At 66.9% G+C, this 20644-nt stretch carries 20 protein-coding genes; 7 read left to right on the top strand and 13 right to left on the bottom strand.

Annotated elements, in window-relative coordinates:
• Nucleotides 1–2: 2 nt before the first annotated feature.
• The 6 genes from QN358_RS16035 to QN358_RS16010 form a co-directional block, all read right to left on the bottom strand.
• On the bottom strand, nucleotides 3–449 hold the full coding sequence (locus QN358_RS16035; RefSeq protein ID WP_136642761.1) for a VanZ family protein: 447 nt from the start codon (nucleotides 447–449) through the stop codon (nucleotides 3–5).
• Nucleotides 450–500: 51 nt separating this feature from the next.
• Nucleotides 501–1421 (bottom strand): DsbA family protein, encoded by a 921-nt coding sequence (locus tag QN358_RS16030; RefSeq protein WP_136642762.1) that lies wholly within the window; start codon nucleotides 1419–1421, stop codon nucleotides 501–503.
• Nucleotides 1422–1500: 79 nt separating this feature from the next.
• Complete coding sequence (locus QN358_RS16025; protein ID WP_136642763.1) at nucleotides 1501–2676, bottom strand: tetratricopeptide repeat protein; 1176 nt, start codon at nucleotides 2674–2676, stop codon at nucleotides 1501–1503.
• Nucleotides 2677–2698: 22 nt separating this feature from the next.
• Nucleotides 2699–3766, bottom strand: coding sequence for a tetratricopeptide repeat protein (locus QN358_RS16020; protein WP_161580443.1), 1068 nt, complete (start codon nucleotides 3764–3766; stop codon nucleotides 2699–2701).
• Nucleotides 3763–5181 carry an AAA family ATPase gene (locus QN358_RS16015; RefSeq protein ID WP_323512942.1) on the bottom strand — a complete coding sequence of 473 codons (1419 nt, stop codon included), beginning with the start codon at nucleotides 5179–5181 and terminating at the stop codon, nucleotides 3763–3765. The genes QN358_RS16020 and QN358_RS16015 overlap by 4 nt, the downstream gene beginning before the upstream one ends.
• A gap of 48 nt (nucleotides 5182–5229) precedes the next feature.
• Complete coding sequence (locus tag QN358_RS16010; RefSeq protein ID WP_136642766.1) at nucleotides 5230–5649, bottom strand: DUF6855 family protein; 420 nt, start codon at nucleotides 5647–5649, stop codon at nucleotides 5230–5232.
• An 87-nt stretch (nucleotides 5650–5736) separates the two neighbouring features.
• Here QN358_RS16010 and QN358_RS16005 point away from each other — a divergent pair, with 87 nt between their 5' ends.
• Entirely contained in the window at nucleotides 5737–6498 is a 762-nt protein-coding gene (locus QN358_RS16005; RefSeq protein ID WP_136642767.1) for a PhzF family phenazine biosynthesis protein, read from the top strand.
• A 43-nt stretch (nucleotides 6499–6541) separates the two neighbouring features.
• Complete coding sequence (locus tag QN358_RS16000; protein WP_323512941.1) at nucleotides 6542–7402, top strand: 4'-phosphopantetheinyl transferase family protein; 861 nt, start codon at nucleotides 6542–6544, stop codon at nucleotides 7400–7402.
• Nucleotides 7403–7491: 89 nt separating this feature from the next.
• Here QN358_RS16000 and QN358_RS15995 read toward each other — a convergent pair whose 3' ends face one another.
• On the bottom strand, nucleotides 7492–8157 hold the full coding sequence (locus QN358_RS15995; protein ID WP_136642769.1) for an HAD family hydrolase: 666 nt from the start codon (nucleotides 8155–8157) through the stop codon (nucleotides 7492–7494).
• Nucleotides 8157–8435, bottom strand: coding sequence for a hypothetical protein (locus QN358_RS15990; protein ID WP_136642770.1), 279 nt, complete (start codon nucleotides 8433–8435; stop codon nucleotides 8157–8159). The genes QN358_RS15995 and QN358_RS15990 overlap by 1 nt, the downstream gene beginning before the upstream one ends.
• Before the next feature lie 94 nt (nucleotides 8436–8529).
• Here QN358_RS15990 and QN358_RS15985 point away from each other — a divergent pair, with 94 nt between their 5' ends.
• Nucleotides 8530–9996 carry an NAD(P)/FAD-dependent oxidoreductase gene (locus QN358_RS15985; protein WP_323512940.1) on the top strand — a complete coding sequence of 489 codons (1467 nt, stop codon included), beginning with the start codon at nucleotides 8530–8532 and terminating at the stop codon, nucleotides 9994–9996.
• Nucleotides 9997–10097: 101 nt separating this feature from the next.
• Entirely contained in the window at nucleotides 10098–10550 is a 453-nt protein-coding gene (locus QN358_RS15980; RefSeq protein ID WP_136642772.1) for a DUF3054 domain-containing protein, read from the top strand.
• Nucleotides 10551–10569: 19 nt separating this feature from the next.
• On the opposite strand, the gene QN358_RS15975 is transcribed toward QN358_RS15980, so the two are convergent.
• Both QN358_RS15975 and QN358_RS15970 read right to left on the bottom strand, forming a co-directional pair.
• Nucleotides 10570–12114 (bottom strand): SDR family oxidoreductase, encoded by a 1545-nt coding sequence (locus tag QN358_RS15975; RefSeq protein ID WP_136642773.1) that lies wholly within the window; start codon nucleotides 12112–12114, stop codon nucleotides 10570–10572.
• 65 nt (nucleotides 12115–12179) lie between these two features.
• Complete coding sequence (locus QN358_RS15970) at nucleotides 12180–13214, bottom strand: LLM class flavin-dependent oxidoreductase (protein ID WP_161580444.1); 1035 nt, start codon at nucleotides 13212–13214, stop codon at nucleotides 12180–12182.
• 62 nt (nucleotides 13215–13276) lie between these two features.
• On the opposite strand from QN358_RS15970, the gene QN358_RS15965 reads away from it, so the two are divergent.
• Nucleotides 13277–15877, top strand: coding sequence for a DEAD/DEAH box helicase (locus QN358_RS15965; protein WP_136642775.1), 2601 nt, complete (start codon nucleotides 13277–13279; stop codon nucleotides 15875–15877).
• Nucleotides 15878–15968: 91 nt separating this feature from the next.
• Here QN358_RS15965 and QN358_RS15960 read toward each other — a convergent pair whose 3' ends face one another.
• The gene (locus tag QN358_RS15960) at nucleotides 15969–16835 is read right to left on the bottom strand and encodes a UbiA family prenyltransferase (protein ID WP_136642776.1); all 867 of its coding nucleotides are present in this window, start codon (nucleotides 16833–16835) and stop codon (nucleotides 15969–15971) included.
• A gap of 86 nt (nucleotides 16836–16921) precedes the next feature.
• On the opposite strand from QN358_RS15960, the gene QN358_RS15955 reads away from it, so the two are divergent.
• Nucleotides 16922–17782, top strand: a complete 861-nt coding sequence (locus QN358_RS15955) for a polysaccharide deacetylase family protein (RefSeq protein ID WP_323512939.1) — start codon at nucleotides 16922–16924, stop codon at nucleotides 17780–17782.
• A gap of 5 nt (nucleotides 17783–17787) precedes the next feature.
• On the opposite strand, the gene QN358_RS15950 is transcribed toward QN358_RS15955, so the two are convergent.
• Both QN358_RS15950 and QN358_RS15945 read right to left on the bottom strand, forming a co-directional pair.
• The gene (locus tag QN358_RS15950; protein ID WP_136642777.1) at nucleotides 17788–19077 is read right to left on the bottom strand and encodes a hypothetical protein; all 1290 of its coding nucleotides are present in this window, start codon (nucleotides 19075–19077) and stop codon (nucleotides 17788–17790) included.
• 95 nt (nucleotides 19078–19172) lie between these two features.
• Complete coding sequence (locus tag QN358_RS15945; RefSeq protein WP_136642778.1) at nucleotides 19173–19802, bottom strand: disulfide bond formation protein DsbA; 630 nt, start codon at nucleotides 19800–19802, stop codon at nucleotides 19173–19175.
• Nucleotides 19803–19900: 98 nt separating this feature from the next.
• Here QN358_RS15945 and QN358_RS15940 point away from each other — a divergent pair, with 98 nt between their 5' ends.
• A complete protein-coding gene (locus QN358_RS15940; RefSeq protein ID WP_136642779.1) occupies nucleotides 19901–20455 on the top strand; it encodes a YceI family protein in 555 nt (184 codons plus the stop codon).
• The last annotated feature ends 189 nt before the right edge of the window (nucleotides 20456–20644 follow it).

Here is a 20644-nt window from a genome sequence, read left to right as displayed (position 1 = left end):
GTTCAGGCGCGCTGCGGCTGCCGTGCCCGTCTGAGTCGGCGGGCCTTGCTCGCTGTGAGAACGAGCCCCACGAGTACCCCGACCGTTGCACCAGAGGTGTTCGATACGACGTCGCGCACGTCTGACACGCGCCCCGGCAGAAAAAGCTGGGCTGTCTCGATCGACACCGTCATGAGAAACCCGACCAGAATGGCCAGCCACCATTGCCGCCGGCCGAACAACAGCAGCAAAAACAGCCCGACCGGCACGAACATGGCGATGTTGGCGATGAACTCCACCCGGTCGTAGGTGATCCATTCTGTCGGAGTGTGACGGCTGAACACTCTCAACACCTGGTAGAGCAGCCCCTGTGCTTTGTCGTCGAGCGGTTGCGGGCCGAGAGTCACCCACGCGACCACGCCCAGGTACGCGAGGGTGATCGCGCTGAGAACGGGATGCCGACGGAACATCTCCTCAGAATGCCCGAGACTGCTGGGTGTTCACCCTGCGCCTGATGTCGGTCACGGGGTCGGCGTGGGAGTCGGCGTGGGTGTCGCTGTGCTGGCCGGGGTGTTCTTCGTGTACGTATCACTGACGAACGTGCCGAACGCGGTGGCGTCGCTCAGCGCTCCCGTGTAGGTCGACCCGTCGACGATCACCGTGGGGGAGGTCGTGACGGCCGTGATGTCGGCATTCGGGATGCCCGCCTTCGCCCGCGCCGAGGCATCCTTCACCCAGCTGTCGTACCGGTTCGACGTGATGCATGAGCTGACAGCCGCGTCGGTCACCCCCGCCTTCGTCACCAACGTCACCAGATCGGAGTCGCTCACCCCGGCGCTCGCGATGGTGGCCTGGTCGGCGATCAGTGCGTTGTGCACCGTGAGCACGCTGTTCGGCGAGGTCTCTGCGACACAGGCGATAGCGTTCGCGGCCCGAGTCGACGCATCGTTGCCGTCGGTGCTGCTGAGCGCAACGGGGTGCAGCTCGAGCGTTGCGTAGCCCGAGGTCACCCAGCCCTGCACGGTCGTGGCGTTCGCCTTCTCGAAGGTTGCGGAGTCGGCGCTCGCGTAGTCGACATAGAGCACCACGGTCAGCACCCCGCTGGTGGGGTTGAAGGTGGTCGCCGTGGGCTGCTGGCCGGCCTGCAGGGCAGCGCTTGTGGCGGCGGTCGTATTCGTGCCGTCGCCGCTGAACACGATTCCGTCGCTGGCCATGTTCGCCGGCCCCACGAGCCCCGCGCGAACGGTGTTCACGATGACCAGTGCGGCGACCGCGAGCAGAACGACCCCCACTGTGATGAGACTGGTGCGCCGGATGATCGTGTTGCGCTTCTTTCGCCGGCGCTCGTCTTCGCGCTGAATGCGCGCAATCTCGCGGGCCAGCGCCTTGCGCTCCTTCTTCGGCAGACCGCGCAGTTGCTCTTCGTAGACGTTGACCGGCACGCACGACCCCTTCGTTCACTGACCCGTCGACGCTAGGAGGCCGAGCTATGAGTGGGCTATCGAGCGACTGTGTGTTGGGTCAATGCTGGTGCCGGGCACCCGGTCGCCGGCTCTTCTGACGACGGCTGTCGTGCGCTCCACTCACGGCCGCAGAGACGGCCAGAAGAACCCAGCAGGCCCCGTACAGAAGGGTCGACTGGGGCAGAGCCGTGAAGCATGCGGTAACCATCAGCCCGTAGACGAGCACGAACAGAATGACGAACCCGGTGGAGTACCGATCAATGCGCGGCAAATGAAGCAGGTAGGCGTACAGCCGCCTTCCGGTCGTGCGGCGCAGGCGCACCAGGTCGATCACCACCGCGGCGGCCGAGACGACGGCCACCAGTAGAAGACTGCACTGAACCACCAGCTGAGCCTGTTCGGTGAGAGGAGGCTCAAGAAGCAGAATGACCAGGGCGTAGCCGGCGAGCGTCGTGGCGATGGCGAAGAGTCGGAAGAGCCGCGAAAGGGCGTTCGACGAAGCGGCACGCACGTTCTGCAGGGCAAGGGCGAAGGTCGGGTCGGTGGCGAGAACGTCGAGAAAGCCTCCGGCGGCGTCTGCAGCCCTGCCGCTTCTCAGCATGACCACCGACAGATTGTTGCGGGCCGCGGTGTGCTGCGGATTCAACCGGAGGGTGGTGCGGTACGCCGACTCGGCGCCCTGCAGGTCGTTCTTGGCCAGCGCCACATTGGCGCTCATGAAATGGGCGTCGGGTTCGAGGGGTGCCAGCCGCACTGCTTCGATGGCAGCCGCGTCGCCGTCGGGGGTGATGCACTGGGCGAAGACGTCGACCTGCGCGAGGCTGAGGTGTGCCAGCCACGAGGCCGGAGCGAGGCCCTGCGCCACCGAAGAGGCCTCGCGGGCGTCGTCGAATCGGCCGAGTTTTGCCAGCGCCGAGGCGACGAGCCGCCAACTCCACTCGTTCTCGGGGTTCAGCTGGAGGGCCCGTTCGGCCGCGCGGAGTGCCCGCTCGGGGTCACCGCTGCCGAGAGCAGCCTGGCTTGCAAGGCAGAGTGCGCGCTCGCTGTCGGCGTGACCGGCGAGATACGGGCCGAGAAGTGCCAGCGCCTCCCGGTGCCGACCGGCCGAGACGTAGGCCGCCGCCAGCTCGAGTACGCGTTCGGTCTCGCTCGTCTCACGGCCGGTCTCGCCATCCGCGCCGCCCGGCACGCCGCCGGCCTCGTCGCCGGTCTCGTCACCCGTTCTGTCGACCACCGCTCTGCCCGCCCGGTTTCGCCTAGTTCGCCGTTCGGGCCCGGCTGCGGCGGGCCACGACCACGAGAGAGCCGGCCACCAGAAATGCGCCGGCCAGCAGATACAGCAACTGGGCCACGTAGACCGAGGTGAAGCATGCGGCCACCATCAGGGCGAAGTCGGCCACGAGCAGACCCGCCCATGCGGTGAGAAGTCGATCGATGCGCGGCACGCTCTGTACGAACTGGGCGAATCGTGCGCCCGCAGCCCGGCGGAGACGTACGATGTAGACGACCACGAAGATGCCCGCGACCACCGCCACGAGCGCCAGAAAGTCTGTCCAGACGAGCCCGTAGACGGCCGAGTCACCCGGATCACGGTTGCCGCTGAAGGCTACCGTCACCACCGCGAAGGCCACCCAGAGAATGAAGTGGATGCGCCTGAGGGCCACCGCAGCGACCGCGCGCAGGTTGCGAACGGCCACGGCCGAGCCGGGGTCGGCCGCCAGAATGTCGACGAACCCCGCCGCCGCACTGCCGGCCCGCCCCTGCCGCAGCATGACGAGCGAGAGATTGTTGCGTGCGGCCGCGTGCTCGGGTGCCAGTGTGAGTGCCGCCCTGAACGACCGTTCGGCGTCTGCCCACTGCCTTTTGGCCAGAGCGATGTTGCCCACTGTGAGGTGCGCATCGGGTTCGAGGGGAGCGAGCTCGACGGCGTGCCGGGCCGCCTCTTCGGCCGCCGGGGTGATGTGCCGGGCCGCGATGTCGACCTGCGCCACCTGGGCGTGCGTCACCCAGAGTTGCGGCGCCAGCCCGAGGGCGGTCTGGGCGGCCTGCCGGGCGTCGTCGTGCCGGCCCAGTTTCGAGAGAGACAGTGCAATCAGACGCCACGCCCATTCGTTGTCAGCGCTGAGTTCAGCGGCCGACTGGGCTGTCTCGAGTGCCCGGGCGGGTTCGCCGGCTACGAGGTGCGCCTGGCTCGCGAGGCAGAGGCCCCGGTCGTCGTCGGGATGGGTCGCGAGGTGTGCGGCCAGAGCTCGCAGGGCCTCGACCGGCTTGCCGATCGACAGGTACGTGCGGGCGTGGGCCAGCGCGGCGTCTTCGCCGATCACAGGCGCTTGGCTTTCTTCAGGTAGGCCTTCAGTTCGGCGTACGTTCCGTCGTCGTCGCCGAACAACACCACGTTGCGAGCGCTGTCGAGCCAGCTCGACGTTGAGGGGGCCACTTCTTTCAGTGCACCCTGCACGTCGGCCATGGTGATCATGCGCACCGTTCCGCTGGCGGCGCTGTCGATGAGTGCACGTTCGGCCGCGACCTCGCACACGTAGGCGATATCAGCTCCCGACAGACCCCCGGATGCCCGGGCCAGAGCCTGCAGCTCGATGCCCTCCACCGGTCGGTGCTGCAGGTGGTAGCGAAAGATGCTCTCCCGCGCTTCGAGGTCGGGCGGCAGCACCAGCACCGTGCGGTCGAACCGGCCCGGCCTCCGAAGCGCTGGGTCGACATCCCACGGCTGGTTGGTCGCGGCGAGAACGAAGACACTCTCGTTCTGGTCTGCGACCCCGTCGAGTTCGGTGAGCAACTGGTTCACGGTTCCGCGAAGGGCGCTGTTGCGGGTCTGGCTGCGGCGCTGGCCGAGAGCGTCGATCTCGTCGAAGAAAATGACACACGGTGCCTCGCGCCGGGCCAGTTCGAACGCTTCGTGCACGTTCTGCTCGCTGTTGCCGAGCATCGGGTCGAGAATGTCGGCGAGGCCCACCGAGAGAAAGTGGGCGCCGAGTTCACCCGCCACCGCGCGGGCGATGAACGTCTTGCCACAGCCGGGCGGCCCGTACATGAGCAGGCCGCCCTTGAGGCTCTTGGCGTAGAGCTTTCGAAGCTCGGGGTTCTTCAGCGGAGCCAGAAATGCCGCGTTGAGGCGGTCTTTGATCGACTTCATGCCGCCCACATCGGCGAGGGTGATCACCGAGCGCTCGATGTCGAACGAGGTGCCGGGGGCCACGGTGGGGGAGCTGTCGACGAACATCGGCTGGGCGAGGTCGTGAACGTCGTTCTCGGCGGCGCTCCAGTCGAAGTCGGGGGGCGTGATGGGAGCGGCGGGTGTTGCGTGTTCAGTGGCGAAAGGGGTTGCCGCGTCTGCGGCGGAGGGATCAGTGCGCGCGGGTTCAGCTGCGGCAGGGCGATCGGCTTCGGGCGACGGCGACGGCGACGGCGAGGGGGTAAGGGCGCCGGGTGGCGCCGACACAGAAGCAGTCGTGGGCGCGATCGGAGCCGAGGGGACAGGCTCGGGGTCAACCGCGGCCGCGGGGCTCGGCGCGACGTTCGCTGGGTAAGCGAGCGCATCGGTCATGAGCTGCCGAGCATCCGTATTCTCGGGCGCCAGCTGCAGAACGCTGGCCGCCATCGTGATGGCTTCGGCCGCGGCCCCGCTCTTCAACAGCAGCTGACCGAGATGCAGTCGCAGGTGAACATCGTTCGGCGATGAGTCGATCGCGCGGCGCAGCGAGCTGAGAAGTGGCTCATCCATGAGGCGAGTTTAGTGCGGGCAGGCTGACCGCTGGCCCTGCATTTTCGGTCAGCTTTCGAAGGGTGGTCGCGCGCGCATGCGATTGTTGCGGGGGTCGTGCGTGAGTTCGGCGAGCCCCAGCGCTTCGAGCAACGGCGGCAGGTAGAGGCCGAAACGGCCCCGGTACCCTTTTCGCAGCCCGTACCAACCACCGAGCGGGTTATCGGATGCCCGGGCCCATGCCTCGACGGTGCCCTCCTTGGCGGACTTCTGCTCATCGGCCGCCCCCAGGTCGACCCAGTCGCCCTTCTCCACCAGCCAGGCGTGCAGATCGTCGATGGCGCGTGCATCGTACGAGAGCTTCGTCGAGCCCACCGTGCACACCAGGGCCGGGGGTGTCGCCTCATCGTCGCGGTACATCGTGTAGGCGGAGCTCCCGGGTGGCGTGACGAGCTGCCAGGGTTCTGCTGCGGTGCCGTTCCCGGTCATGAGGGCCTCCCAGATGTGCGTGCGGCAGTACGTTCGCTCGTCGTCGAGGCGGGCGCTGCCGTCACCGCATTATGGCAGGCTGGGCGCATGACTTCACAGATCAACATCGATGTCGTGCGCGTCTTCACCGACGACTCCGGGGCGTTCGGCAACGAACTCGGCATCGTGCGATCGAGTTCTGATACTGCCGGGCGCGAGCAGGCCATTGCGGCGCGGCTGGGCTTCAGCGAGACCGTCTTCATCGATGCCCTGCGGGGCGACGCGTCGCTCGGGGTGGCCGCGGTGATCCGCATCTTCACGCCGGCCGCCGAGCTGCCGTTCGCGGGGCATCCGAGCGTCGGGGCAGCGTGGTGGCTGGCACGCGAGGGCTTGCCGGTGGCCGTTCTGGCCGAGGGCGCGGGCGATGTGGCCGTGCGTTACGACGGCGAGGTCACCTGGATCACAGGCCGCGCATCCTGGGCACCCGAATTCGAGTGGGTGCCCGTCGAAACCCCGGCGGCCGTCGACGCCATTCGGGCCGAGCACTTCACCTCGGGTCACCATTACGTCTGGTCGTGGGTCGACGAGCCGAACGGCGTTCTGCGCTCACGTATGTTCGCACCCGACATGGGCATCGTCGAAGACGAGGCCACGGGTGCGGCTGCCGTGCGCATCACGGCGCTGCTCGGGCGCGGCCTCGACATTCGGCAGGGGCGGGGCTCGCGCATCGTGACGCGGCTCGTCTCCGAGGCCGACGGGCGGGTCGGTGTGGCGGCCGACATTCGGGTAGAGGTCGGCGGGCGCGCGGTGTTCGATCGCATGATTGCGCTCGACATCGAACCCGGCGCAGGCCCTTCGATCGACGTGTGACGCCCGCGCCTGCCGAGCGGGTGGCAGAGAGGGGGGCAGCTCTGTGAACCGGGCCGTAACTTCTTCTCTCGTCGCCGTGTACGTGGCCGACATGAGGGATCTCGCTGGGGCGCAGGGTGGGTCGCGTGACGGGCTCGGGACGAGCCGGTTCGAAGGCCTGCTGAGCGACGGTGAGCGTGAGCGGGCCGGGTTGCTGGTCGACGCTGCCGATCGAAGCAGGTTCGTCGCGGCCCACGCACTGTTGAGGCTCGCGACCAGCGCCGAGCTCGAATTGCCGCTCGGCCGGTTCTCGTTCGACTTCACCTGTGCCCGTTGCGGCGGAGCGCACGGTCGGCCCCGGCTGATCGTCGGTGGCGAAGCGTTGCCCGTCACCGGTGGATACACGGTGTCGCTGTCGACCTCGCACGACCTCGTGGCGGTGGCGGTGGCGGTGGCGGTGGCGGCAGGGGCGGTGGCGACTCCGCCGGCAGCGGGGGAGGCGGGTGCCGACGCCGGAACAGCTCGGGAGGTCGGCGTCGACGTGCAGCTCGTGTCTGCGACGGAGTTCGGCGGGTTCGATGAGGTCGCCCTCACGGAGAACGAGGTGGCGGGCATTCGGAGCCGTGACGACGCCGAGATGCAGAGGATGCGCGGCGTGCTCTGGGCGCGCAAGGAGGCAGTTGTGAAGGCGCTCGGCCGCGGGCTGCGGGTCGACCCGGCGACGATCGACGTCAGCGTCACCGGCACCGTGAGCGGCACCGGGAGCGGCATCGTGAACTGCGAGGGGCTAGCCGTGCGGTGGGCCGATGTGCCGCTCACCGTTGTGGGTGGTGCAGCGCGCTATGCCTCAGCCGTCGCGTTGATGGGTTCCGGTGACGTCGAGGTGGTCGTTAAGAACGGCAGCGACCTACTGCGACGCTACTGACGAATCGTCGGCAGGCGCACCGAGTGCAGGCATATCGATCCGTTTGACTGTCGCACCGATTTGGCGGCTCACCGAATCGAAGGCTCGGCTCAGAGCGCGCCGAGCGGGCTCTCGTCGAGGCCGGCGAGGAGGGCAGCCGCGTCGTCGTACACCGCGACCGCACCCGCGTCGAGCAGCGCAGCCCGCCCGACTCCGCCACTCAGAACTGCTACGCAACGCACGCCCGCACGGGTCGCCGCCTCGATGTCCCACACGGTGTCACCCACCATCACGGCTTGCCCAGCCGCAACCCCCGCCTTCTCGAGAGCGACAGTGATCAGGTCGGGTTCGGGCTTCGCCGTCTCGACGTCTTCTGACGAGGTGACCGCGTAGAGCGCGTCGTCGCTGTCGAGCACGGCCCGCAGGTTCTCGAGTTCGTCTTCGGGTGCGCTGGTCGCGAGCACGACACGCACACCGCGCGCTGAGACGGCAGCAAGCAGTTCGCGGGCGCCCTCGAACGGTCGCAACTCGTCGGTGAACTTCGAGTACTGCTCGGTGTGGGCGTCTTTCGCGCGGCTGCCAAGCTCGTCGCTGTCGTCGCCCAGCAGTGCTTCGAGCAACTTCGACGAGTCCATGCCGATTGCGGCATGTACTCTCCAGTCGTCAACCGGATGCCCGAGCGAGAGCAGCGCGCGAGACCACGCGAACACGTGCAGATAGTTCGAGTCGACCAGCGTTCCGTCGATGTCGAAGAGAACCGCCCCGGGAGAGCGCATCAGGTAACTGGTCGAGTGACCGAGGGTTCTACATCGGCCGAGAACGATTCGATGGCACGCTCGAAGTCTGGGTAGTACAGCAGGTTGCGGGGAGACGACAGCTTCATGACTTCGTAGAAGGTGTCGGTGAGTTCGACGTATCCGAGCACACTCTCGGCGTTGGTCTCAGGAATGCGGCGGTCGCAGATGCACCATTCGTGGTCAGACAGAATGCAGATGCGGATGTCGGTAGCGTGCGGTGAGTTGCGAGGTGAGTATTCACTCAGTTGCGCAGACACATCAACCTCCTTTGGTTTCGTGCGTGAACCTAATTGAACACTGGCCCCCTCACGCGGGCAAGGGCTTGACACCTGCCTATGAACTGGCCGGGAAGTGGGCGATACTACAGACGTGGATTCGGTAGATGTGGTCGTCGTCGGTTCGGGCCCGAACGGTCTGGCGGCCGCCGTCACGATGGCGCGCGCTGGTCTGTCTGTGCGGGTCTACGAGCGGGCGTCGACCATCGGCGGAGGAGCTCGAACGGGCGAACTCACGCTGCCCGGGTATCTGCACGATCTGTGCTCAGCCGTGCATCCGATGGCCCTCGCATCAGATTTCTTTCAACGGTTTCAGCTCGCCTCGCGGGTCGAGTTGCGCCAGCCCGAGGTGGCCTACGGTCATCCGCTCGAGGGCGGCCGGGCGGGGCTGGCGTATCGCGACCTCGACGAGACGGCCCGCAGGCTGGGTGTCGATGGTCCGGCGTACAAGCGACTGCTTGCGCCGCTGGTCGAACACTGGCGCCAGCTCGCGCAGTTCACGGGTGGGTCGCTGCTGCGTGTGCCTCAGCACCCTGTGCTCGTGGCGCAGTTCGGTCTACGCGTGCTTGAGCAGGGTAGCCCGCTGTGGGGGCTGCGATTCGAAAGCGACGTTGCGCCGGCCCTGCTCAGCGGGGTGTCGGCGCACGCGAATCTGCCGCTTCCGGGTCTCGCGCCCGCGGCGGCGGGCCTGCTGCTCGCCACGTACGCGCACGGGGTGGGCTGGCCCATTCCGGTGGGCGGCAGCCAATCGATCGTGAACGCGATGGTGGATGACCTGCTGCTGCACGGCGGCCAGATCGTCACCGACACCGACGTCACCTCGCTCGATGACCTGCCGCAGAGCAGGGCCGTGCTGCTCGATGTGAGCCCGCGCGCGCTCGCCTCGATCGCCGGCGACAGCCTTCCGCCTCGATACGCCCGGGCCCTCAGCCGCTTCCGGTACGGCAACGCTGTGGCGAAGCTCGACTTCGCCCTGTCTGACCCTGTTCCCTGGAGCAATGCCGAACTGCACCGCGCCGGCACCATTCACGTGGGCGGAACCCACGCCCAGATCGCTCGCGCCGAAGCCACCGTCGCCTCGGGGCGCCACGCCCACAAGCCGTACGTACTGGTCTCACAGCCGTCGACCTTCGATGCATCGCGGGCGCCGGAGGGGCGTCATGTTCTGTGGGCGTACGCCCATGTGCCGAGCGGCTCCGACATCGACCAGAGCAACGCCATCATCGGCCAGATCGAGCGGTTCGCTCCCGGTTTTCGTGACACGATCCTCGCGCAGCACTCGAGCACCTCGGTCGAGGAGGAGGCCATGAACCCGAACTACGTGGGCGGCGACATCTCGTCGGGGGCGGCGACCGTCGGGCAGCTCATACGGCGGCCCACCCTGGCACGGTACCCCTGGCAGACACCGGTGAGGGGGCTGTACCTCTGTTCGGCATCCACGCCCCCCGGCCCCGCCGTACACGGCCTCGGAGGCTGGCACGCTGCTCGCAGGGCGCTCGCCGTGGAGTTCGGCATCACGCGCGCGCCAGACCTGCGCATCTAGCGACGCAGGTAAGGCGAGGCCCGTGCCCGGCCGGCGCCCGTGCGCGTTATCGTCGACAGGCGTGCCTCGCACCCGGGCGCCCTTTCCGTAGACTGGAACTCATGTCAGCACACTCGTCAGACACCTCCGCTGGCACGCCAGTACCGCCCGCCGCTCCCGTGGCCCGTCGCGTTCCCGCGCCGCGCCGCGACATCGTCGTAGCCGCCGTATTCGACGTGGTTCTGGTGCTCGTCTTCGTGCTGATCGGTCGCAGCAGTCACTCCGAGGGGTTCAGCCTGGCGGGTACGCTCACCACGTGGTGGCCGTTCCTCATCGGCCTCGCTGTGGGCTGGGCCGTGTCGCGTGCGTGGCGCCGCCCGTTCGGTATCCGGCTTCCCGGCCTCTCGATCTGGCTGCTCACCGTGCTCGTGGGCATGCTGCTGCGCACCGTCAGCAGCCAGGGCGTCGAGGTGAGCTTCGTCATCGTGGCCACCATCGTCATCGGCGTCTTCCTGCTCGGCTGGCGCGCCATCGCGGCGGCTGTTGCTGCCCGGCGCCCGCGCCCCCGAAGCTAGCGCGAGACGCGCCGCGGCCTTACCACTGCGACGGGGTGTAGTCCTTCAAGAAGACACCGCACAAGTCGACGCCGGCCTCACCCTGAACCACTGGGTCGTACACGCGCGCGGCGCCGTCGACAAGGTCGAGCGGGGCGTGAAAACCCTCTTCTGCCAACCGCACTTTCGTGGAGTGCGGGCGCTCGTCGGTGATCCAGCCCGTGTCGACGCTGGTCATCAGAATGCCGTCGGTCAGCATCTCTTTGGCGCTGGTGCGGGTGAGCATGTTGAGCGCCGCTTTCGCCATGTTGGTGTGCGGATGCCCGGGGCCCTTGTACCCCCGCGCGAACACTCCCTCCATGGCCGACACATTCACCACGTAGGCGCGCTCAGAGCGGGCAGCCGCGGCGGCTGTCGCCATCGACGGTCTGAGTCGTGACACCAGGAGGAACGGTGCCGTCGTGTTGCAGAGCTGCACCTCGAGCATCTCGAGCGGGTCGACGTCTTGAACGGCCTGGGTCCAGCTGTTCTCGTCGTGCAGGTCGGGTACGAGCCCGCCCGCGTCGATCGCGGTTCCCGCAGCGAGCCGCTCGAGCGACGACGAGCCGGCGGCCAGGGCCATCGAGGTCAGCTCGTCGGCGTTCAGCGGAACCCCCGTGAGGGTGGCCGTCTTCAGCAACGGGTGCGATGCCACCGACGCCGCAAGGGCCTGCGGGTGCGCATCGTTCGTATGGCCGAACGTGATCATCGCGGGCAGAGGCCCGTCGGGCAGCGGCGACAGTTCGGCTTCGGCGAGCGGAGCGTACGACCCGGGCGAACGCCGCACGGTCTGCGCAGCATTGTTGATGAGAATGTCGAGCGGCCCTGCAGCAGCCACGGCATCAGCCAGGCCGATGACCTGGGCCGGGTCACGCAGGTCGATGCCCACCACGGTGAGTCGGTGAAGCCACTCGGCCGAGTCGGGTAGCCCGGCGAACCGCCGCACCGCGTCACGGGGAAAGCGCGTGGTGATGGTGGTGTGCGCCCCGTCGCGCAGCAATCGCAGGGCGATGTACATGCCGATCTTGGCGCGACCGCCGGTGAGCAGGGCACGTTTGCCGGTGAGGTCGGTTCGGGCATCCCGTTTCGTGTGGCTCATCGCTGCGCAGGTGGGGCAGAGCTGGTGGTAGAAGGCGTCGACCTGCGTGTAGTGCTGCTTGCAGATGTAGCAGGGGCGCGACTTGATGAGCGTGCCCACGGTGGGTGCGGCGGTGATGGCGGCGAGCGGAATGCCGCGCGTCTCGTCGTCGATGCGGTCGGGGGCGCCCGTTGCGGTGGCGGCGATGACACTGCGGTCGGCGCTCGCGATGGCGTCGCGCTTCTCATCGCGCCGGTTCTTCTTGACCGACTTGAACATCTTCGCGGTGGCCTGGCGCACGGTGACGAAATCGGGATGCTCGTCGTCGAGCTCGTGCAGGCTCGCGAGTACGCGGAGGGCCGTTGCGAGCTCGGCGGGGTCGATGCCGCCGGTCGTGGACACCGTCGTGGGCGCCGTCGAGGAGCCTTCGGTGGGCGCGGCTGTAGGGGGCGAAGTGTTCTGAGTCATGGGCACATCAATGCTACCCGCCCGTGGTGGCAGGTAGGCAGGCTGGCGGTGGGCAGCAGCAGCGCTCAGGCGAGCACCGGCAGCAGCGCCGGCGCGATGCGCTCCCGCACGATGCGCAGAATGCGTTCGTGCGAGGCGACCGCTCCGTTCGCGGGCAGGGTGACCATCAGCTGGCTGGCGTGGGGGAGCGCGCGGTCGGCCAGGAGGGCATCCACGATCTCGTCGGGGTGGCCCGCCAGAATGCGGCTGAACCGCAGCGGAACGCGCGGGTCGAGCGGGCGCCCGTCGGCACCCATGCCCGACTCGTAGCCTTCGATGAACTCGCGGTGCACGGCCCGGTCTTCGTCGGTCAGCAGCGGCACGATGATGCGGCCCGCGGCGATGCGCGGCACGCGGGCGGCCGAAATGGTTCCGGCGGCCTGCCCGGCGGCGAACGCCTCTTTGTACGCCAGGATCTGCTGCAGTTGGCCCTCGTCGAACGAGACGCCCGTCTCTTCGCCGTTCAGCGTGGAGACCTGAAGGTCGAACCCCTGTGCTCCGGTGCGCCGGGCCCCGGCGACCGTTCCTGAGCCGTACCAGAGCCGTTCGGCGAGCCCGGGAACGGGCGGCGACAGAGTGAGGTCGGTGTGCGGCGGAATGCTCATATACCCCTCACCGCTGTTGATGAGTGCATCGCCGGCCAGTACCGCGCGCAGTCGCAACGCACGCTTCTGCGCCTCGGCCGAGAAGCTCAGTTCGCTCGGCCCGAACACCGGGTCGAGCATCGACTGGGTGGGAATACCGCTCGAGAGCCCGAGTTCGAGCCGCCCGCCGCTCATCAGGTCGAGCGTTGCGGCGTCTTCGGCCACGCGGATGGGGTCTTCGTACCGCATGGGCAGCACGCCGGTACCGAAGTGCAGGGAACTCGTGCGCTGTGCGACGGCCGACAGAAAGACCATCGGGCTCGACAGGTACGGCTCGAAGTGCCGCACGCGCACCCAGCCGGTGTCGTAGCCTTCGCGCTCAGCGGTCTGAAAGAGGCGCACGCCGTCAGCGAGCGAGGCGGCCGCGCCGCGCGGCCCACCGTGGTTCGGAACGAACGAGAGAAAACTGAGCTGCATGTGCGGGCCTCTGCTGAAATGGTTGTAGCTACATCTTATCTGAGGTAGGGCATGATCGAAGCATGACGGATGCCCTCCCCACCCCCCTCGCATCTCTGGTCAACTACCTCCCCGACGTGCCCGCTGCGGGGGCCAGCGCCGACCCCGACCTGCTCTTCGAACGCTTCACCGAGTGGAGCGCCTCCCGCGGCCTCACGCTCTACCCGGCGCAAGAAGAGGCGATCATCGAGATCGTCTCGGGAGCCAACCTCATCCTGAGCACCCCGACGGGCACAGGAAAGTCGCTCGTGGCCATCGCCGCCCACTTCGCGGCCCTCGCCGACGGCCGCCGCACCTTCTACACCGCGCCCATCAAGGCGCTCGTCTCCGAGAAGTTCTTCGCCCTGGTCGAGATCTTCGGCCCCGCGAACGTGGGCATGGTGACCGGCGACTCGAGCGTGAACCCCGACGCACCCATCATCTGCTGCACGGCCGAGATTCTCGCCAACATCGCCCTGCGGCACGGCGCAGATGCGCCGGTCGATCAGGTCGTGATGGACGAGTTCCACTTCTACAGTGACCCCGAGCGCGGCTGGGCCTGGCAGGTTCCCCTGCTCACGCTGCCCGACGTGCAGTTCATTCTCATGTCGGCGACCCTCGGCGACGTGAGTTGGCTCTCGAAAGACCTCACGCGCCGCACCGACCGCGAGACCGCGGTGGTCACGGGGGTTGAGCGGCCGGTTCCGCTCAACTACTACTACGCCACGACACCCGTGCACGAGACGGTCGAAGACCTGCTGAACACGGGCCAGTCGCCCATCTACATCGTGCACTTCTCCCAGCTCGCGGCACTCGAGCGCGCCCAAGCCCTCTCGAGCCTCAAGATCGTCAGCCGTGAACAGCGCGACCAGATCGCCGACGCCATCGGTGAGTTCAGGTTCACCACGAACTTCGGGCGTACGCTCTCGCGGCTCATCCGGGCCGGCATCGGCGTGCACCACGCCGGCATGCTGCCGAAGTACCGTCGCCTGGTCGAGCAACTGGCCCAACAGGGCCTGCTGCGGGTCATCTGCGGCACCGACACGCTCGGCGTCGGCATCAACGTGCCGATCAGAACCGTGCTGCTCACCGCCCTCACCAAGTACGACGGCACGAGAACCCGTCAGCTCACTGCCCGCGAGTTTCACCAGATCGCCGGCCGGGCGGGCCGTGCCGGGTTCGACACAGCCGGAACCGTGGTGGCGCAGGCCCCCGAACACGAGACCGAGAACGCCCGGCTCATCGCGAAGGCCGGCGACGACCCGAAGAAGCTGAAGAAGGTTGTCAAGAAGCGTGCGCCAGAGGGGTTCGTCTCGTGGGGCGAGCCGAGCTTCAACCGCCTCATTGCGGCCGAACCCGAGACCCTCACGTCGAGCATGCAGATCAACCACGCCATGCTGTTGAACATCATCGGCCGCGGCCACGGCAGCGACGGAAAGTCAGACGCATTCGCCGCCACCCGCTCGCTGCTCGAAGACAACCACGAGCCGCGCAGCCGCCAGCTCGAACTCGAGCGCCAGGCCCTCGCCATCTACCGAACGCTGCGCACGGCCGAGATCGTCGAGCAGCTGCCGCCCGACGAGAACGGCCACGTGGGCATCCGGCTGACCGTCGACCTGCAGCCCAACTTCGCTCTCAACCAGCCGCTGTCACCGTTCGCGCTCGCCGCCTTCGACCTGCTCAACACCGACTCGCCCACCTACGCCCTCGACATGGTCTCTGTGCTCGAGGCGACTCTGGATGACCCCCGCCCCGTTCTCTCGGCCCAACAGTTCGCCGCGAAGGGTGAAGCCGTCGCCGCCATGAAGGCCGAGGGCATCGAGTACGACCAGCGTATGGAACTGCTCGACCAGATCACCCACCCCAAACCCCTCGAAGAGCTGCTCGACGCGGCCTTCGAGATCTACAAGGCCTCTCAACCCTGGGTCGGCGACTTCGAGCTCAGCCCGAAAACGGTTGTTCGCGACATGTACGAACGCGCGATGACCTTCAACGACTACATCGGCTACTACAAGCTGAACCGGTCGGAAGGGCTCGTGCTGCGGTACTTCTCCGACGCCTTCAAGGCTGCCCGGGCGACCATCCCCGACGAGGCGAAGACCGAAGACCTGCTCGACCTCATCGAGTGGCTGGGCGAACTGGTGCGCCAGGTCGACTCGAGCCTGCTCGACGAGTGGGAAGAGCTCACGAACCCCACCGACGTGCAGGGCGAGGCCGACCTGGTGGCGTCGCACGGCCGCGGGGTCACCGCTGTGCTGCCGCCCGCGCCGCGCAGCGTGGTCTCGAACCTGCGCGCCTTTCGAATCCTGGTTCGCAACGAGCTGTTCAAGCGAGTTCAGTTCGCCGCGCTCGACAAGGTCGACGACCTGGGCGAACTCGATTCACCGCTCGGCTTCAGTCGCGACCAGTGGGCGGATGCCCTCGACGGCTATTACGCCGAGCACGACTCCATCGGCACGGCCGGTGACGCCCGCAGCGCCAGCATGCTCACCGTCACAGAGGGCCCGCACGTCTGGGTTCTGCGGCAGACGTTCGACGACCCCGCCGGTGACCACGACTGGGGCATCGACGCCGAAGTCGACCTCGCCGAATCGGCCGAACAGGGCGTGGCGGTCGTGCGGGTGACGGGCGTGAGCCGGCTCTGAGCCGGCTCTGAGTCGGCTCTGAAACGAGAGGGTTCGTGCCGCGCGACACCGGAGCACGGGCATCCGGAGGCCGCGAAGCCGCGGAGCCGCGCTACGCGATCACGCGGGAACCGCTGAGCGCCAGCAGCAGTACGTCGACCAACGCGCTCGCGATGATGAGCTGAAACAGCAGGCGGCCTGGCGGCTTCGTGAGCACCAGCCACGCCCCGACCGCCGAGAGCACCACGCCGACGGCGAAGCCCACCAGCCCGACCACTGAAGGCGGCAGGCTGGGGTCTGTCAGGGTCGCTCCGAACGCCACCAGCGCCGAGGCGCCCAGCAACGCGCCGAACGCTGACAGGCCCGATGCGGTTCTTCCCATTCGGTGCGGCAACCCGCGCACCCCGGTCGCGGCGTCGTCGGCGAGGTCGGGCAGCACATTCGCAAAATGCGCACCCAGCCCGAGCAGTGACCCGGTGGCAACGACCCACCAGGCAGCGATCGGTGCGCCCGGTGCTGCCAGCGTCACGACGAGCGGAAGCAATCCGAAACTCACGACGTATGGCAGGCCGGAGAGCGCCGTCTTCTTGAAAAGCACGTTGTAACTCAGCCCCGACACGGCCAGCACGATGCTCGCCACCGCGGCGGGTGGCCCCAGCAGCAGGCTGAGCGCAACGACGGCCATCGCAGACACGATGAACGCCGTGCGTACGGTCGACGCTGAGATCGCTCCCGTGGCGACGGGTTTGTCGGTGCGCCCCACTTCGATGTCGCGGCGCGCGTCGAGCCAGTCATTCGACCATCCGATGGCCAGCTGCCCCGCGAGAATGGCGGCAGCTACCAGCAGAACGCCAAGCGGCGAGAGCCCAGTGGCAATACCGAGCACCACGGCGAGCAGCGTGACCGCGGCGGTGGGGCCGGGGTGGCAGGCGGCGACGAGGGCGCTCGCGACTGCACCGAATCTTCTGTCAGATGGCATACTTCGCGGCACGCCTTCAGGTGCACCCCCCGTAATGGGGGTTTCAGCCTCGTACATAGAAAACTCCCAGACGCTACGGTGAAGTCGTGCAACGGCGAACATTCCTGAGCTTAACTGCCGTGGGGGCAGTTGGCTTTCTCACCTCCTGTGCGGGGAGCCCCGATACTCTCGGTCTGCCCTCTGCCGGGCCCTCGTCGACGACTGCAGCAACGCTCACGCCGGCACCGACGGTGCCGCCCAAACCGATCGTCACGCCCACGCCTACCCCTACCCCCACCTCGACACTCCCGCCGCCGTTCTCGGCTCCGAGCCTCACCAAGGTGGCCATTCCCGACGGCGTCATGACCGACCTGCCCGGCGACGGCAAACTGCTCGCGTGGACCGTCGACGACGGCTCGAGCAGCGAAGTGATTCAGAAATACATCGAATTCGCCAAGGCGACCGGCATGCGCCTCACGTTCTTTCTGAACGCAACCTACGACGGCTGGAGCACCCACGCCGACCTGCTGCGGCCCCTCGTGAAGAGCGGCCAGATTCAACTCGGCAACCACACCTTCAGCCACGCCGACCTCACCTCGCTCTCTGACGACCAGGTCATCGCCGAACTGCAGAAGAATCACGACTTCATCGAGAAGACCTTCGGGGTGGATGCCCGGCCCTACTACCGACCGCCCTACGGGTACCGCAACCACCGTACAGACCGTCTCGCCGCCTCGATCGGCTACACGACACCGGTGCTCTGGTACGGATCGCTCTCCGACTCCGGGCTCATCACCGATCAGCAGGTCGTCGACTTCGCCACACAGTGGTTTCTGCCGCAGCACATCGTCATCGGGCACCTCAACTTCTTACCGGTGACGGAGGTCTTCGGGCAGCTGGAGCAGATCATCCGGAGCCGTGGGCTTCAACCGGTGACGCTGAACGACGTGTTCGACAAACCCGCCTGAGCGGTTCAGTACCAGTGCGGGTTGGTGTTCTGTGAGTGCGCCCAGGCCCCGCAGGGAGTGCCGTACGACCTCGTGATGTAGTCGAGGCCCCAGTTGATCTGCGTCTGCGCGTTCGTGCGCCAGTCAGAGCCGGCCGACGCCATTTTGCTGCCCGGCAGCGACTGCGGAATACCGTACGCACCGCCGTCTTGGTTGTAAGCGTTCACTCGCCAGCCCGACTCGCGGTTCCACAGGTTCACGAGGCACGCGAACTGGTCTGAACCCCAGCCGCGCGCCGAAACCTGGCCCTGCGCGTACGCTTTGGCTCCCGCTGTGTCGACGACAACCGAGCCGGGCGGAAGGCCCGCGCTGCTGTCGCTGCCGCCACTACTGCCGCCGCTACTGCCGCCACTGTTGCCTCCGCCGCCCGAACCTGACGAGCTCGAGGCCGCACTTGCCGCTGCGGCGGCCGCGGCTGCAGCAGCGGCTTGGGCTGCGGCGGCCGCAGCCGCCGCCTGGCCCTGCCGGTACGACTCCTCGACCTGAGCCGTCGTGTCTTGAAGCGTTGCGAGCTGGGCGTACAGTACGTCGCTCTTCGCCTTCTGGTCGACCACCTGCGCATCGGCCGCTTCCTGGGCTGCCTGCGCATCGGCGGCGGCCTGCTGGGCTGCGCTGGCGAGTGTGGCTCGGGCTGACTCGGCGACACCGGCCTGCGCGTTCAGCGCCGCGGCCTGGTTCTGCGTGCTCGTGGCCAGCTCGTTCAGCTGGGCCGACTGCTCGGTGAGCTTGCTCATCGCGCCGAGCTGGTACAACAGAGAATCGGCCTTCTGCCCGCTCAGCAGCAGACTCGCGCTCTGGTTGCCGCCCGAACGGTAGAGCTCGACAGTCAGCTGCCCGAACTGCTTCTTCGCCGCGGCAGCCTTCTTCACTGCATCAGAGGCCCTCGTCGTGGCATCGGCCGCCACCTGCGTTGCGGCCTGCAGCGCAGACTGAGCAATGAGATACTCGTTGCCCTTCTTCACTGCTTCGTCACCCAGCTGGGCCGCCTGGGCCTCGAGGCCCGACAGCAGGCTTGTGATGTTGCTCACCTCGGCCTGCTTCGCCGCCTCATTCTGCTTCGCGGCGTTCACGTCATTCCAGCTGGGGTAGTCGGTGCGCACCGCCGTGAACTGCCCTGCGGCACCGGATGCCCCGCTGCTCGGCTGCGCGCTGACAACGCCGGTCGGAGCCGACCCTGCGGCCGCCGTCAGAGGCGAGGCGAGGCTTGCGGCGACAACCAGCACAGCCCCCACAACGAGGCGCGCCGAACGAATCATGCCCCTACGCTATGTGACGATCGCGCAAAATGCAGGTAAGGCACTGCAGATTCACCGAATGCGTGCATCTGACCCGCCGATGCGTGTTTCGTCTCTCAATCGAAAATCGGCTCGCGGGTACGGCTGCGCTTCAGCTCGAAGAAGCCGTCGTAGTTCGCTGCGGCGACCACGGCGTCCCACAAAGCCAGCGCCTGCTCGCCCTTCGGGGCAGGAGAGATGACCGGGCCGAAGAATCCGACCCCATTCACCGCAATCACCGGCGTACCGACGTCTTGCCCGACGAGATCGATTCCCGCGAAATGCGACGCGCGCAGCTCGTCGTCGAAACGATATGGGTTCGCTTCGGGGTCGGCCGGGGCATCCTGAATCAGCTGGGCAGGAAGGCCGACCTCGGCCAAGGCCTCGCTGATCACAGCATCGACGTCGGTGCGTTGCTGAAGATGGATGCGCGTTCCGAGTGCGTCGTACAGCGGCTTCACCACACCGTCACCGTGTAACTCCTTGGCCGCGGCGACTACTTGGGCGTATCGAAGGGCCCGCGGGAAGAAGGCGCGGTAACTCTCAGAAACATCATTGTTCTCGTTCAGAATCGCCAGACTCATGATGTGCCAGTTGACATCGAGGTCACGATGAGAGGCGACTTCGTCGACCCATCTGCTTGTCATCCATGCCCACGGGCACGAGGGATCGAACCAGAAGTCGACACGTGTAGTTGTATTAGCCATAACCAGATGTTCTCACTTGCGGAATAAAGTTTTGCCTTGATGCATTTGTATGAAGTAACGTTGTATCTACAAGTAATGTCTTCGAGAAACGAGAAATCATGACCGACACGTACGAGATCCCCGGACACAAAGCTGGCACCTGGACCATCGACCCCTCACACAGCGAGGTCTCCTTCAGTGTTCGCCACCTGCTCATCAGCAAGGTCAAGGGCAAATTCGAGAAGTTCGACGCCACCTTTGTGACCGGCGAGAGCCCCCTCGACACCAAGCTCACCGCCACCGCCGAGGTCGAGTCGATCAACACCGGTGACGCCAACCGCGACGGCCACCTGCGTACCAACGACTTCTTCAACGCTCCCGAGTTCCCCACCCTCTCGTTCGTTTCGACGAGCGTCGCACCCAAGAAAGACGACCTCGAGGTCACGGGTGACCTGACCATCAAGGGCGTCACCAAGTCGGTCGTCTTCGACGTCGAGTTCGGCGGCTTCGGCAACGACCTCTACGGCAACTACAAGCTCGGTCTGACCGCCAAGACGGTCATCAACCGCAACGACTTCGGTGTCAACTGGAACGCTCCGCTCGAAGCTGGCGGAGTTCTCGTCGGCGACGACGTCACCATCACCATCGACCTGCAGGCTTCGCTTCAGGCGTAGCTTTTCACGTTTCTCCGGCCGCCGATCAGATCACTCTGGTCGGCGGCTTTTTCGTGCCCGGGTGCGGGTTGGGGGGTCTGCGGGTCGGGTGTCGAAAAGAATTTTGAGATTCTTTTCTGTGGGGGTCGTTATGGGCCTGATTTGTTGAGTGAATGTCAGTGGTTGGTGGTTGACTTGGGTCATGAACGA

Origin of the sequence: Subtercola sp. RTI3, assembly GCF_035018625.1 — a bacterium.
Lineage (GTDB): Bacteria > Actinomycetota > Actinomycetes > Actinomycetales > Microbacteriaceae > Subtercola > Subtercola vilae.
Note: the sequence above shows the minus strand (reverse complement) of the source record. Positions and strands in the feature narration are given on the sequence as shown.

Excerpts from the sequence above, each read along its gene's own strand:
- QN358_RS15950 (WP_136642777.1), bottom strand. The coding sequence starts at position 19,077 with ATGATTCGTTCGGCGCGCCTCGTTGTGGGGGCTGTGCTGGTTGTCGCC.
- QN358_RS15940 (WP_136642779.1), top strand. The coding sequence starts at position 19,901 with ATGACCGACACGTACGAGATCCCCGGACACAAAGCTGGCACCTGGACC.
- QN358_RS15975 (WP_136642773.1), bottom strand. The coding sequence starts at position 12,114 with ATGACTCAGAACACTTCGCCCCCTACAGCCGCGCCCACCGAAGGCTCC.
- QN358_RS15970 (WP_161580444.1), bottom strand. The coding sequence starts at position 13,214 with ATGCAGCTCAGTTTTCTCTCGTTCGTTCCGAACCACGGTGGGCCGCGC.
- QN358_RS15945 (WP_136642778.1), bottom strand. The coding sequence starts at position 19,802 with ATGGCTAATACAACTACACGTGTCGACTTCTGGTTCGATCCCTCGTGC.
- QN358_RS16010 (WP_136642766.1), bottom strand. The coding sequence starts at position 5,649 with ATGACCGGGAACGGCACCGCAGCAGAACCCTGGCAGCTCGTCACGCCA.
- QN358_RS15965 (WP_136642775.1), top strand. The coding sequence starts at position 13,277 with ATGACGGATGCCCTCCCCACCCCCCTCGCATCTCTGGTCAACTACCTC.
- QN358_RS15980 (WP_136642772.1), top strand. The coding sequence starts at position 10,098 with ATGTCAGCACACTCGTCAGACACCTCCGCTGGCACGCCAGTACCGCCC.
- QN358_RS16035 (WP_136642761.1), bottom strand. The coding sequence starts at position 449 with ATGTTCCGTCGGCATCCCGTTCTCAGCGCGATCACCCTCGCGTACCTG.
- QN358_RS15960 (WP_136642776.1), bottom strand. The coding sequence starts at position 16,835 with ATGCCATCTGACAGAAGATTCGGTGCAGTCGCGAGCGCCCTCGTCGCC.
- QN358_RS16015 (WP_323512942.1), bottom strand. The coding sequence starts at position 5,181 with ATGGATGAGCCACTTCTCAGCTCGCTGCGCCGCGCGATCGACTCATCG.
- QN358_RS15995 (WP_136642769.1), bottom strand. The coding sequence starts at position 8,157 with ATGCGCTCTCCCGGGGCGGTTCTCTTCGACATCGACGGAACGCTGGTC.
- QN358_RS16005 (WP_136642767.1), top strand. The coding sequence starts at position 5,737 with ATGACTTCACAGATCAACATCGATGTCGTGCGCGTCTTCACCGACGAC.